Origin of the sequence: uncultured Cytophaga sp., from assembly GCF_937863595.1 — a bacterium.
In the GTDB taxonomy this organism is placed as follows: Bacteria; Bacteroidota; Bacteroidia; order Cytophagales; family Cytophagaceae; genus Cytophaga.
Window position 1 is genome coordinate 1 of the sequence record NZ_CALMGQ010000183.1, and the last position, 13,722, is coordinate 13,722.

At 35.4% G+C, this 13,722-nt stretch carries 12 protein-coding genes; 9 read left to right on the plus strand and 3 right to left on the minus strand.

The features are described from left to right. Together pgi and Q0543_RS16135 are read left to right on the plus strand one after the other, a co-directional pair. Positions 1–1,516 (plus strand): glucose-6-phosphate isomerase (gene pgi / locus Q0543_RS16130; protein ID WP_299255489.1); only part of this gene is annotated, 1,516 nt, incomplete at its 5' end. 70 nt (positions 1,517–1,586) lie between these two features. Continuing rightward, positions 1,587–2,771 carry a glycoside hydrolase family 3 N-terminal domain-containing protein gene (locus tag Q0543_RS16135; RefSeq protein ID WP_299255491.1) on the plus strand — a complete coding sequence of 395 codons (1,185 nt, stop codon included), beginning with the start codon at positions 1,587–1,589 and terminating at the stop codon, positions 2,769–2,771. 71 nt (positions 2,772–2,842) lie between these two features. Here the strand turns inward: Q0543_RS16135 and Q0543_RS16140 are convergent, their stop codons facing one another. Further along, positions 2,843–3,553, minus strand: coding sequence for a DNRLRE domain-containing protein (locus Q0543_RS16140; RefSeq protein ID WP_299255493.1), 711 nt, complete (start codon positions 3,551–3,553; stop codon positions 2,843–2,845). A gap of 217 nt (positions 3,554–3,770) precedes the next feature. Between Q0543_RS16140 and Q0543_RS16145 the strand changes: the two genes are divergently transcribed. Beyond that, entirely contained in the window at positions 3,771–4,799 is a 1,029-nt protein-coding gene (locus Q0543_RS16145) for a sterol desaturase family protein (protein ID WP_299255495.1), read from the plus strand. 166 nt (positions 4,800–4,965) lie between these two features. After that, positions 4,966–5,463, plus strand: a complete 498-nt coding sequence (locus Q0543_RS16150) for a pyridoxamine 5'-phosphate oxidase family protein (protein WP_299255497.1) — start codon at positions 4,966–4,968, stop codon at positions 5,461–5,463. A 91-nt stretch (positions 5,464–5,554) separates the two neighbouring features. Here Q0543_RS16150 and Q0543_RS16155 read toward each other — a convergent pair whose 3' ends face one another. Both Q0543_RS16155 and Q0543_RS16160 read right to left on the minus strand, forming a co-directional pair. Continuing rightward, positions 5,555–6,538, minus strand: a complete 984-nt coding sequence (locus tag Q0543_RS16155) for a type I phosphomannose isomerase catalytic subunit (RefSeq protein ID WP_299255499.1) — start codon at positions 6,536–6,538, stop codon at positions 5,555–5,557. Positions 6,539–6,649: 111 nt separating this feature from the next. Next, on the minus strand, positions 6,650–6,988 hold the full coding sequence (locus tag Q0543_RS16160) for a YraN family protein (RefSeq protein WP_299255501.1): 339 nt from the start codon (positions 6,986–6,988) through the stop codon (positions 6,650–6,652). Positions 6,989–7,024: 36 nt separating this feature from the next. On the opposite strand from Q0543_RS16160, the gene lipB reads away from it, so the two are divergent. From lipB to Q0543_RS16185, 5 genes are all read left to right on the plus strand, one after another. After that, positions 7,025–7,759 (plus strand): lipoyl(octanoyl) transferase LipB, encoded by a 735-nt coding sequence (gene lipB, locus Q0543_RS16165; RefSeq protein ID WP_299255503.1) that lies wholly within the window; start codon positions 7,025–7,027, stop codon positions 7,757–7,759. A 252-nt stretch (positions 7,760–8,011) separates the two neighbouring features. Further along, on the plus strand, positions 8,012–8,410 hold the full coding sequence (locus Q0543_RS16170; protein ID WP_299255505.1) for a hypothetical protein: 399 nt from the start codon (positions 8,012–8,014) through the stop codon (positions 8,408–8,410). 144 nt (positions 8,411–8,554) lie between these two features. Next, a complete protein-coding gene (locus Q0543_RS16175) occupies positions 8,555–10,384 on the plus strand; it encodes an ABC transporter ATP-binding protein (protein ID WP_299255507.1) in 1,830 nt (609 codons plus the stop codon). A gap of 8 nt (positions 10,385–10,392) precedes the next feature. Next, positions 10,393–12,651 (plus strand): ribonuclease R, encoded by a 2,259-nt coding sequence (rnr, locus tag Q0543_RS16180; protein WP_299255509.1) that lies wholly within the window; start codon positions 10,393–10,395, stop codon positions 12,649–12,651. A gap of 81 nt (positions 12,652–12,732) precedes the next feature. Continuing rightward, a complete protein-coding gene (locus Q0543_RS16185) occupies positions 12,733–13,710 on the plus strand; it encodes a polyprenyl synthetase family protein (RefSeq protein WP_299255511.1) in 978 nt (325 codons plus the stop codon). Positions 13,711–13,722: the final 12 nt, after the last annotated feature.

Genomic DNA, 13,722 nt, shown 5'->3' on the forward strand with positions numbered 1-13,722 from the left:
ATTCAATGATATTTTAGTCGATTACTCAAAGAATAGAATTACAGACGAAACCATGTCGTTATTACTTGCATTAGCAGAAGAGGCTGGATTGAAGCAAGCAATCGAAGATATGTTTACGGGTAAAAAAATCAATGCAACTGAAAAACGTTCGGTATTACACGTAGCGTTACGCAACCGTTCCAATACACCTATTTTTTCGGATGGTAAAGATGTAATGCCAGAAATAAATGCGGTATTAGATAAGATGAAAGGCTTCTGCGAAAACGTTCGCAGCGGGGCATGGAAAGGCTATACAGGAAAATCTATTACGGATATTGTTAACATCGGTATTGGTGGTTCTGATTTAGGTCCGGTGATGGTTACAGAAGCACTTAAACCATACGGTTCTGAAACATTAAATGTACATTTTGTTTCGAATGTAGATGGTACACACATTGTAGAAATTACAAAACATTTAAATCCAGAAACTACTTTATTCATCATTGCATCCAAAACGTTTACGACGCAAGAAACCATTACCAATGCAGAATCTGCAAAAGCTTGGTTTTTAAAAACAGCTAAAGATGAAACAACCGTTGCAAAACATTTCATAGCACTTTCTACAAATGCCAAGTTGGTAGCAGCCTTTGGTATTGATACCAATAACATGTTCGAATTCTGGGACTGGGTTGGTGGTCGCTACTCGCTTTGGTCTGCCATCGGTATGTCTATCGCATTATATATTGGTTACGACAATTACATTGAATTATTAAGTGGCGCACATGCCATGGACAACCATTTTAAAGAAACACCTTTCTCTAAAAATATACCCGTTATTCTTGCCGTGTTGGGCGTTTGGTACAATAACTTCTATAAAGCTGAAACGCTTGCCATTTTACCTTACGACCAATACATGCATCGTTTCTCTGCATATTTCCAACAAGGAGATATGGAAAGTAATGGCAAACATGTAACAAAAGATGGTACGGATGTGAATTACCAAACAGGACCAATTATTTGGGGTGAGCCTGGTACAAACGGACAGCATGCCTTTTATCAATTGATTCACCAAGGAACAAAATTAATCCCGTGCGATTTCTTAGCACCAGTTGTAAGTCAAAACCCAATTGGCGATCATCATCCTAAATTGCTTGCTAATTTCTTTGCACAAACAGAAGCTTTAATGAAAGGTAAAACTGCTGCAGAAGTAAAAGTAGAATTAGAAAAAGCAGGTTTATCTGCTGAAGATGTTGCAGCATTAGTAAATCATAAAGTATTTGAAGGCAACAGACCTACAAACTCAATCTTCTTTAAAAAGTTAACGCCCTTTACCTTAGGCTCGCTAATAGCGATGTACGAACATAAGATTTATACGCAAAGTGTAATTTGGAATATCAATGCCTTCGACCAATGGGGTGTTGAATTGGGTAAGCAATTAGCGAACGCAATTCTTCCTGAATTGAAGGATGCTACGCCCGTTACAAATCATGATAGTTCTACAAATGGCTTGATTAATTTCTACAAAAAGAATAAATAATACGCATTCGTTCAAATTTAGAAACGTCAGGTAAAGAATACCTGACGTTTCTTTTTTAACTATCTATACTATGAAAAACACCATTCTAATCCTTTCCATTTTATTGTTTTCGGTTTTCATTTCCTGCAAAAAACAACCTGTTGTTACGCAAGACAAACCCTTGACTGTAGTTGCAGCGGTAGAGAAAAAAGCCCCTATTGAAAAAGTTAAGAAACCTCTTTATATAGGTAAAAGCTTAGATGAAAAAATTGGGCAAATGATTATGATTGGCATCAATGATCGTAAAAGTTTACCTTCGAATGATTCATTAATTGCTGAAATCAAAAGTGGCAAAATGGGTGGTATTATTTTATTTGAAAAAAATATAGCCAATTCAAATTCTGCGGAAACATTAAAAAAGCTTATTAGTGATTTACAGAACAATGCACCTACCCCACTGTTCATAAGTATTGACGAAGAAGGTGGTAAAGTACACCGTTTAAAAGAAAAATATGGTTTTGTATCCATGCCATCTGCAGAGTTTTTAGGCAAGCTCAACAATATCGATACAACTATTTATTTTACTACAGCACTTGCAAAACAATTACAAAACTTGGGCATCAATTTAAATTATGCTCCATGTTTGGATTTAGCAACAAATTCAAACAATCCCATCATTGCAAAAGTAGGTAGAAGCTATTCTGCCGACCCTGCAATTGTTGCGACACAAGCAGCAGCAAGCATTCAGACACATCACGCATATGGGGTTAAAACAATTGTAAAGCATTTTCCAGGTCACGGCAGCTCTTCTTCTGATTCTCATCTAGGCATTGTAGATGTAACCAATCAATGGAACATCATTGAATTACTTCCATACAAAACATTAATTGATTCCGGATATATCGATGCGGTAATGACTGCTCATATCATCAACGAACATTTAGATGCGTCGAAATTGCCGGGCACCTTATCTAAAATTATGGTAACAGATATATTAAGAACCATGTTGGGATTTGATGGCGTAGTTTTTTCAGATGACATGCAAATGTATGCAATCAGCAAAAACTATGGACAAGAAAACGCTATAAAGCTTTCCATCTTAGCGGGAGTAGATGTTTTGGTTTTTGGCAACAATGTAAGTGTGACAGATAGAATGAAAGCATCTGAAATACATGCTATTATTAAGAAATTAGTTCTATCAGGCGAAATTCCAGAAAGCAGAATCAACGAAGCGTATGAACGCATACTTACATTTAAAAATAAAAAAGTGAATTAAAAATGCTTTTTACGAACATAAAAAATTTGACTTTTAGTCGATTTTTATGTTCGTAAAAAGCATTTTCGATTTTAGTATAGTATTGTAATTTTAGGACATAAAGATGGATATGCATTTTCAGATGATGCAAACCTCAATAAATTATGTCTTGAGAAATTTAGCATATCAATTTTAAAACCTTTATTCCCTGAAGCTAATTGCTCCTTCAATATTTCTGTTACATCAAAACTATATGTTTCAAATTTATTTTTTGTAACAGCTGTCATTGTAGCTGATACAGCACTTGAAGAAGGCTGATTAAAATAATTCAATGTTGATTCAGACCAATCACCTGTTACGTTGCTAACTTGTATCTTTTTTGTATCATCCTCAATATCATGTCCGTATGTTACATATTTAGGCATTGAATTGTATCGGAATGTATCTACATAAAGTGTAATAAATGCTCTGTCAATAACAGCTGATGCGGGAAGTTGCGCATAATCGAATTTTAAATAGATAATGTTATCATAGTACATTCCATAAATATCCTCAACTCCTCTCCAGCTTCCAACTTGAAGATTGCGCGATGAGCCAAAATTGGCTGAATTACCGCCATTATAGCCAAATACATAGCAGTCTTCTACTAAGTCTTCTGTTTGGATCTCAAGTGCACTTTTTGTCTCACAATAAAAAACAGGTTTGTTATTATTTTCAGGAGCAGGATCTATTTCTTGCTTTTTGCAGCTGCTCAGCGAAAGAACACCTAATAAAAGTAACATTGAAAGAATTGAATTTCTCATTTTAAAAGTTTTTTGGTTGAAGTGTTTAAAATATGGTTAAAATCTATCGTATAGTTACGAATATTTAATTATTCAACAGCATACTTATATTCATTATTTTGTATTATTTATTCATTTTTTAACATAAGATAAATAACCCAACCTCAAAATTTCACTTTTCATGGACATTTTTGCTCATTTTTAGTAAATTGCACATAAATTAAAAATTACGCATAACATGTTTCAATCAATAGTAGATGCCCTTCACCAACTTCAAGGTGATTATAAATTCGATGATCCAATAGCAGCATATGGTGTTGTAGCATTTGTATTATTAATCGGATTAGAAATTGTTTTAAGCTTAAAATATGATCCCGAACTATACCAATGGAAAGATTTTGGTGCAAGTGTTTCAATGGGAGCCGGATCAGTTGTAGTTGCGGTATTTGCCAAGATTCTATCCTTTGCTGCTTTCATTGGCGTATACAATCTCTTTAATACCCCCATTAACGGTGTAGCGAATGATTTTTTCCATCCCGCATCTGTCAATCTTTTTGGTTGGAGTTCTTTTGGAATGGCTTGGTATATATTCCTTATTTGTCAAGTATGTGATGATTTTAACTACTATTGGTACCATCGTTTGAGTCATACTATCCGTTGCTTATGGGCAGCGCATATTGTGCACCATTCTTCTGATAATTTCAATTTAGGCTCTGGTATTCGTAACGGCTGGGTAACATTAATTTACAAACCGATCTTCTGGTTGTGGTTGCCTGCAATTGGATTTAGTCCGGTTATGGTAATGATTTGCTTATCCATTCAATCTTTATGGCAATTTCAATTACACACCAAGTTTATGCCCTACTTGGGTTTCTTTGAAAAGTTCATGAATACGCACAAACAACATCAAGTACACCATGCGCAAAACGTTGAATACATGGACAAAAATCACGGTGGTTATTTAAATATTTTTGATAAAATATTTGGTACGCATGAAATATTGGATGACAAAAACATCGAAATCAAATTTGGCGTAGTGCATCCTCCAAAGTCTTACAATCCCTTGGTTATTTTAGGTCACGAATACAGAGACATCTGGAACGATATGAAAAGCACTCCAAATTGGGGACATAAATTCATGTATGCATTTGGCCCTCCAGGCTGGATGCCAGGCGATTCTTCTCAAACAGCAAGAGCGTTGCAACGCGAAATAAAAAGACAAAAGGAAGCACAAAAAGCAATCCAACAGCAAACAACAGCGGTGTAACACAAAAAAGGTTTCGTAAATTATTTACGAAACCTTTTTTTATATTTTTCGAATTCAATGTGCATAATTATTATGCAGAACATACTTTTTTACAATCATTCGCCAGAATCATGTAAAACGAATTGCTGTAACAAATGGATATTTGCATAGACTAAATAATACAGCTATGAAAAACACTCCAGCAAAACAAGTAAACAAATTAGTAGAACTTGTAAAGGAAGTGAATACATGCATGCTCATTACGATTGAAAAATATACCGAACATCTTTCTGGTAGACCAATGGGTATTACAAAAATTGAAGGAGATGGCACCATGTGGTTTTTTGCTAAAATGTCATCTCCGAAAGTAGATGAAATTGAACAAAATATGAATATCTCATTGGTAATGATGAGTGAATCAAAAAATATGTATTTAATGGTAAACGGCACTGCAAGGCTGTCTTACGATTATGGAAAAATGAAAGAACTATGGAACCCAATGATGAAAGTTTGGTTTCCATTAGGTATAGATGATCCAGAAGTATTATTAATTAAAGTTACTCCTACTGAAGCCAGTTATTGGGATAATTCTTCAAGCAAAATTAACATTGCATTTAACATGGTTAAAGCATTTGTTACTGGCAAAGAATATGATGAAGGGGAACATGGTAGAATAGCCTTATAAAATAGACTTCAAGATCTAAAAAAAAGTCCTAGCTAAATACAATTAGCTAGGACTTTTTACAATTGAAATAATCTATTATTTATTATACCTATTAAGGAATATATACTTCTAATAATTTCACTTCCCCTAAAGGAGAAAATAATAATTCTTTTACAGAAGCAGGTATTAGCACAACATCCCCAAAGGTTAGCAATTCAGAGGTATTATTATTTGTCGTCATCATAACATCTCCTTCCACTACAATAAAAATGCGGAACATATCTGTTTCCGAATAATCCAATTCAATTTCATCTGTTAAAACAAATAAGTCTGTCGTGAAATACTTGGAATCAACTAAGTTGACAGGAATATTTTCTTCCGCTTCGTATTTCGTTTTGTATTCCTCTTCAAAACTAAAATCGAGTGCAGCTAAAGCTAAATCTGTGTTCAATTCACGTTTATTTCCTTTCGCATCTTTTCGATCAAAATCATAAATGCGATACGTAATATCTGATGTTTGTTGTATTTCAGCCAATAAAATCCCTCTTCCAATATAATGAATTCTACCTGCGGGTAAATAAAACACATCGCCTGCTGCAACCGTTTCGTAATGCAACAAATCTAAAATTTTACCTTTATTTAAGTAATCTAGATACTCTTCTTTATTCGTTTCTCTATTAAAACCAACATTCAATCGTGCTGCTTCATCAGCTGCAAGAATATACCACATTTCTGTTTTACCAGCACAATTATGTCTTTCTGAAGCAATAGCATCATCGGGATGCACCTGAATACTTAAATCTGCATTCGCATCAATAAACTTTATAAGTAGTGGAAATTCATTCCCAAAACGTTTGTAATTTTTTTCTCCCATTAAAGCAGCGCCATGCTCTTTAACCAGCTTACTCAAATCCTCTCCTTCAAAAATACCATTTTCAATAATGGAAGACTCTTCCGAAACAGCAGATAGCTCCCATGTTTCACCACAATTGGGAAGCGGTGAAAAATCTTTTCCTAAAACAGTCTTAATTTTAGAACCACCCCAAATTTTATCTTTGAAAATGGTTTTAAATCGTAATGGATATAACGTGCTCATTGTAAATTAAAATATAGTTGCAAGATATAGAAAGCAGTTTTTAAACCAAAGAAATAGCACGTTGAATTCAAAAAAGTGAGTATTCAACATACAATTTATTTAAACCTTTGTCTAAGTTACATCCATTATATGGACAGGATTTTCTGTTCCTGTAATTGCAATTACATCAAACCGAATACGCCCATTCCAATTATGCTCAACAACATACGCCTCTGCTGTCTGCATAATCTTTTGCATTTTCTTGTCGGTTACAAACACTTCCGGGAACCCGAATTTATTATGCTTGCGATATTTCACCTCCACAAAACAGATGCATGTTGAAGTTTTTGTTATAATATCAATTTCGCCTCTTCCAGATCGATAGTTTCGTTCCAATATTTCATAGCCCTGTTCCATTAAAAACAAACATGCTTTATCCTCTCCTGCCTTGCCTTTTAGTATATGCTCCATAAAAAAATTGTATCTTTATGTATTGAATGTGGATCAATGTATAAAAATACAAACAAAAATATACTAATTGAAGATTTGGGTATAGTCGATTATCAGCAAACCTGGGACTATCAAACAAAACTTTTCAATTCAATTATAGAAAAGAAATTGGCACTAAGAGATTTGCCTGAAGACGATCAAATTGCGCCCTCAGGATATCTATTGTTATGCGAACATCCACATGTTTACACCTTGGGAAAAAGTGGTAAACGTGAAAATTTATTAATCAATGAAACTGAGCTCAAACAAGCTGAAGCTCAATATTTTGAAATTAATAGAGGAGGTGATATCACCTATCACGGACCCGGACAATTAGTAGGCTATCCTATTTTGGATTTAGATAGCTATTTCACAGACATTCATAAATATTTACGCTATTTAGAAGAAGCAATTATCCGCACATTAGCAGAATTTAATCTGCCTGCAGGACGAATAGATGGTCTTACAGGTGTTTGGATTGGCTTTGAAGATATTAAAAAAGCCCGAAAAATATGCGCCATGGGTGTAAAAGCAAGCAGATGGGTTACCATGCATGGTTTTGCGCTCAATGTGAATCCTGATTTGCATTACTTCAAAAATATCATCCCCTGTGGAATTGATGATAAAGCAGTTACGTCCATGGCTGCAGAACTAAATCGTTCCATTCCAATGGAGGATGTAAAACGAATACTCGTAAAACATCTGGTTGATCTGTTTGAAATTACCATTGAGACTTCTATAACAACGTACTAACTAGCAGTAAGGGTTCAGTTTATTCTAAGTATCATATAAAAAATGTCGTATAAAGAATTTAGTAAGTAGTTAATAGAAATTTACACCCACATCGAAAAATAATAACAAAATGTCCTGGGTGCTCGTAATTTTAAAAAACCATTCATAATTTTAATAAACTAGTAGGTGGTTGGTAGAAAAAATACAACCACGGAAAAAGCATGAACAGCTGATAATCCATTAAGAATACATGCGCATCCAATAATAAATCGAATGAAAAAAGATATTCCTTTCCTTAACGTAGAAGGTGTATATATTGCCGTAGCACAAGAGGTTTCGGACAATGTATCCTGGAATGTGTACATCATTAATAGCAATGATTTCCCAATTGATAATGTATTTGTACGTTCCCGCGGATACGGCATAAAAGATGGTTTTCCGCAAGAAACATCCGTATTACGACATGTATTCCCCATTGTAGAGGCAAATAATTTCATGAAAATAGAATTGATTGACCCATCTGTTTTTCATTTAAACAATGAATATTGGATTAGTTATTTTATTGGTAAACAGATATATGACAAAAAGTTTATATTTGTACCCGAGACAATAATTGAACAAAATCTAGTGCAAATTCCACAATTAGGCCTAAAAGGGATTTTACACAGTTAGTTGTATTTCATGGTTTTATTCAATCTTTTGGGTTAAACCTTTTTATAAAAAAATCGTTTAAAGAAAGAGCGTTTTATTCAACAATTTGCATTGTGCCAATTTTAGAATAAATTACCATATAATCGTTTTTGAAGAGAAGCACGAATGCAGCAATCGGTTGATAACAAGGAAGAAGAATTCTTATTAAAAGTAAGCAATCTCAGCACCCATTTTCGCACAGAACGTGGAGTAGTTAAGGCTGTTGATAATGTGAGCTTTACCTTAAAAAGAGGAGAAACAATTGGCATTGTAGGCGAATCAGGTTCTGGTAAATCCGTTACTGCATTATCTCTCATGAAGCTTATTCCCAATCCGCCTGGGAAAATTGCACATGGAACAATTGAATTTAATCATCCTCAAAAAGGCATCATTGACCTCGTTCAGCTAGGTAGTGAAGAAATGCAGACTGAACGTGGAAATTCTATTTCCATGATTTTTCAAGAGCCAATGACTTCCTTAAACCCTGTGTATACTTGCGGGGATCAAGTAATGGAAGCCATTCAATTACACCAAAAAGTTTCTAGAAAAGAAGCGAAGAAAAGAACTATAGCCTTATTTGAGAAAGTTGAATTGCCTCGACCAGAAGCAATTTTCAATTCATATCCACATCAAATATCGGGTGGACAAAAACAGCGGGTAATGATTGCAATGGCAATGTCTTGCAATCCTTCTATATTGATTGCAGATGAGCCCACTACAGCCTTAGATGTTACGGTACAAGCGCGAATCTTAGAGTTGATGCAGCAATTGCGTGATGAAAACAATATGGGCATTCTCTTTATAACCCATGATTTGGGCGTAGTTGCAGAGATTGCGGATAAAGTAATTGTCATGTATCAAGGCAAAATTGTTGAACAAGGTACGGTATTCGAAATATTTAACAATCCCAAACACCCCTATACAAAAGGACTTTTAGCGTGTAGACCCAAATTGGATATTCGTTTGAAAGTACTGCCTGTAGTATCCGACTTTATGGAAATGGATGCGGAAGGGAAATTTCAAGAAAAGGAACGTAAATTCTCATCCATCGGTGAAGCCATATTATTTAATTATGTTTCGGATGAAGATATCGATGAACGCAATCAAGCCTTATGTAAATTAGAGCCTATTTTAAAAATCAGAAATCTGAAGTTATGGTTTCCAATCAAAAAAGGCATCTTCAATAAAACCGTAGATCACGTAAAGGCGGTTGACGATGTAAGCTTTGATGTGTATCCTGGTGAAACAATTGGCTTGGTAGGAGAATCGGGTTGTGGTAAAACGACCTTAGGTAGAAGTATTCTTCGATTGATTGACCCTACAGACGGATCTATTGAGTTTGAGGGAATCGACATTTTAGCTCTAAAAACAAATCAGCTGCGTGAACTTCGAAAAGACATACAAATTATTTTCCAAGATCCGTATTCTTCCTTAAACCCACGAATGACAATAGGTGAAACAATTATTGAACCTATGCGCATTCACAATATATTAGACTCGGATTATGCACGAAAAATACGTGCGATTGAGTTATTGGAACGTGTAAACCTAAATAGTAAACAATTCAATCGCTATCCCCATGAGTTTTCGGGTGGCCAGCGCCAACGTATTTGCATTGCGCGCGCACTCGCATTAAACCCAAAATTCATTATTTGCGATGAATCCGTATCAGCACTTGACGTGTCCGTTCAAGCACAAGTGTTAAATTTATTGAACGAATTAAAAGAAGAGTTCAATTTTACTTATATCTTTATATCACATGATTTATCCGTCGTTAAGTTTATGTCGGACAGAATCATTGTAATGAATAAAGGTAAAATTGAAGAAATGGGTTTTGCAGAAGACATCTACAAAAATCCACAAACCGAATATACTAAACGACTTATTCATTCCATACCAAAAGAAAATCTCGAAGATATTATTCGAGCCCAAACAAAACGAAAGAAAAAAGTCTAATCTTTTTCATGAGAAATAAACACACAGAACAAAGCGAAAACAAAGGCGGAGAAAGCCTTAAATCAAAAATTATTAAATTTTTTAACAATAGCAGAAAGAATCCTTTCAGCTATAAAGAATTAATCAAAAAACTGCATCTCGTTCGAGATAAAGACAAGAAATCTTTAAAAGATTTATTGGAAGAATTGGTCATAGAAGGAGCAATCTCAAGAGATAAATCTGCCTTGTATAGTTTCTCCGCATCAACGGATGACTTAATTACAGGACGTGTAGATTTTGTAAATCCACGATTTGGGTATGTTATACCGCAAGGAGATGGAGACAAAAGCGACATCTGGATCAGCAGCAACAAAATGGGATCTGCCCTAGATGGCGACATTGTGCGTGTATCTGTATTCAAACGCAGTGGCAGCGGTAGCAGAGGTACCAAAAGTGCAGAAGGCGAAGTAGTGCAAATTCTTGAACGCAAGCGTACCTCGTTTGTTGGTCGCATTGAAGTATCCGCACGACATGCATTCGTAATTCCTGATGGACGAAAAATGCACGTTGATATTTTCATTCCGAGAGAAAGCATCATGGGTGCTAAGACAGGTGAAAAAGTATTGGTAGATATTGTTGAATGGGGTTCTCGTGAAGAAAAAAGCCCTACAGGTAAAGTTACAGAAGTGCTTGGTATGGCTGGCGAGAATGAAACCGAGATGCATGCCATACTTGCAGAATTTGGTTTGCCCTACGAATTCCCTACTCAAGTAATTCAAGCAGCACAAGAAATAAAAGAAGATATAACCGAAGCTGAAATTAAGAAGCGCAGAGATATGCGCGATACCTTAACATTCACCATAGATCCGGAAGATGCGAAAGATTTTGATGATGCTATTTCTTTTAAATATTTAGAAAATGGCAATTGGGAAATCGGAATTCACATTGCCGATGTTTCGCATTACGTACATCCAGGCGACATCTTAGATAAAGAAGCATACCGCAGAGCAACATCTGTATACTTAGTAGATCGTTGCGTACCAATGCTTCCAGAGCGCTTGTCCAACGAGTTGTGTTCACTTAGACCTAACGAAGACAAACTTACGTTTTCAGCAATCTTTGAAATGGATTCGACAGGTAAAATATATACAGAGTGGTTTGGCAGAACGATTATACATTCCAACCATAGATTTAGCTACGAACAAGCACAAGAAGAAATAGAAACGCAAGAAGGAAGTTTAGTAAAAGAATTAACGATACTAAATACCCTTGCGAAAAAAATGCGTGCGCAACGCTTTAAAGACGGCGCAATCAGTTTTGAAACCATTGAAGTAAAATTCAAATTGGATGAAAAAGGAAAACCATTAGCTGTTGTTCCTAAAGTTCGTAAAGACGCGCATAAATTGATTGAAGAATTTATGTTGTTGGCAAACAAAAAAGTGGCGGAGTTTGTTTTCAATCTGAAAGGGAAAGAAAAAAATACCATGGTCTATCGTACACACGATGCACCAAACCCAGAGAAGCTTGCGACACTTTCTAATTTTGCAAAACGTTTTGGTCATACAGTGATATTAGATGACGAAGATAACATTGCAAAAGAATTGAATAAACTAAGTGATGAAGTAGAAGGCAAACCAGAACAAAACGTATTGCAAAGTTTGGCGATACGTACCATGTCTAAAGCAATTTACAGCATACAACCAGACATGCACTTTGGCTTGGCATTCAAACATTACTCGCACTTCACCTCTCCTATTCGTAGATACCCAGATGTTATGGCGCATCGTTTATTGCAACACTATTTAGACGGAGGCAAATCTGCAGACAAGGATTATTACATTGATGCATGCGAACATTCATCTGCACAAGAAAAATTAGCTGCAGAAGCTGAACGTAGTTCGATTAAATTCAAACAAGTTGAGTTTATGCAAGGCAGCATAGGCGTTGAATTTGAAGGTGTTGTTTCTGGCGTAACTGAGTTTGGTATGTTTGTAGAAATCGTATCCACCAAATGCGAAGGTATGGTGCGACTAGCAGACTTAGACGATGACTTCTATGAAGTAGATATGGAAAACTACAGAATCGTTGGCAAGAAAAATAAGCGCATGATTACCTTAGGCGATACCGTTCAAGTAATTGTTAAATCAACAAACTTAGAACGTAGAACAATAGATTTAGAATTAGTAAAAAATAAGGACGGAAATAAGGACGGAAATAGACCTGCGAATAAAAATATAGATAGAGACGCATTAGATTTCGGTGATAGTTCACAATCGCCAAAAAGATAAATCAATACATCTGTGCTCTTGCAACAATAATTGATTTATACACGCATCCCTGTTTCTGAATATTGCATTAATTAAAATACTATGTTACTGACTACAGAGCAAGTTTCCAAAGACATTACAAAAGCGATATCAAAAGCTGAATTTGGAAAAGAACCTATAGAATTATACGAACCCATTCGCTACATCATGGAGTTAGGAGGCAAGCGCACACGCCCACTCCTAACCTTGCTCTCTAGCTATATTTTCAATGAAGATTGCAAGCAACATATGAATGCTGCAATTGCCGTTGAAGTATTTCACAATTTCACATTGATGCATGATGACATCATGGACAATGCTCCGCTTCGCAGAGGTAAAGCAACGGTACATGAAAAATGGAACACCAATATTGCAATTCTTTCAGGAGATGTTATGTTGGTAGAAGCATACAAACAATTCCTTAGTGTAGATAAAAAGCATCTTAAAAATGTATTGGAGCGCTTTAATGAAACAGCAGCAGGTGTATGTGAAGGACAACAATACGATATGAATTTTGAATCGCTTTCAACTATTTCTGTCGATGCATACATCAATATGATTCGTTTGAAGACTGCTGTATTATTGGGTTTCAGTATGGAACTTGGCGGAATAATAGGAGACGCAGATGCAAAATGTTGCACCAATTTGCGAAATGTAGGTATTGCTGCTGGTATTGGATTTCAACTAAAAGATGATTTATTAGATGTATATGGCGATGCAGCAACATTTGGCAAACAAGTTGGCGGCGATATTCTTGCAAATAAAAAAACGTATTTACTCATTCGTGCTTTAGAAAAAGCAACAGGCAAAACAAAAAAAGAATTAGAAAGTCTACTTACAGATAAAACTATTTCGGACAAAGCGAAGATTGAAGGTGTAACTGCTATTTACAATCAATTAGAAATTAAAGAAGAAACAGAACATCGCATTCAGTTCTATTTTGAAGATGCGATTACGTCTTTAAACAAAGTTAAAGGCTCGCTTTTTCGCAAGCATTACTTAAAAGATTACTTACTTACACTGATAGGCCGAGAACAATAAGCAGCCCAAAAC

Excerpts from the sequence above, each read along its gene's own strand:
- Q0543_RS16135 (WP_299255491.1), top strand. The coding sequence starts at position 1,587 with ATGAAAAACACCATTCTAATCCTTTCCATTTTATTGTTTTCGGTTTTC.
- Q0543_RS16140 (WP_299255493.1), bottom strand. The coding sequence starts at position 3,553 with ATGAGAAATTCAATTCTTTCAATGTTACTTTTATTAGGTGTTCTTTCG.
- Q0543_RS16145 (WP_299255495.1), top strand. The coding sequence starts at position 3,771 with ATGTTTCAATCAATAGTAGATGCCCTTCACCAACTTCAAGGTGATTAT.
- Q0543_RS16150 (WP_299255497.1), top strand. The coding sequence starts at position 4,966 with ATGAAAAACACTCCAGCAAAACAAGTAAACAAATTAGTAGAACTTGTA.
- Q0543_RS16155 (WP_299255499.1), bottom strand. The coding sequence starts at position 6,538 with ATGAGCACGTTATATCCATTACGATTTAAAACCATTTTCAAAGATAAA.
- Q0543_RS16160 (WP_299255501.1), bottom strand. The coding sequence starts at position 6,988 with ATGGAGCATATACTAAAAGGCAAGGCAGGAGAGGATAAAGCATGTTTG.
- lipB (WP_299255503.1), top strand. The coding sequence starts at position 7,025 with ATGTATAAAAATACAAACAAAAATATACTAATTGAAGATTTGGGTATA.
- Q0543_RS16170 (WP_299255505.1), top strand. The coding sequence starts at position 8,012 with ATGAAAAAAGATATTCCTTTCCTTAACGTAGAAGGTGTATATATTGCC.
- Q0543_RS16175 (WP_299255507.1), top strand. The coding sequence starts at position 8,555 with ATGCAGCAATCGGTTGATAACAAGGAAGAAGAATTCTTATTAAAAGTA.
- rnr (WP_299255509.1), top strand. The coding sequence starts at position 10,393 with ATGAGAAATAAACACACAGAACAAAGCGAAAACAAAGGCGGAGAAAGC.
- Q0543_RS16185 (WP_299255511.1), top strand. The coding sequence starts at position 12,733 with ATGTTACTGACTACAGAGCAAGTTTCCAAAGACATTACAAAAGCGATA.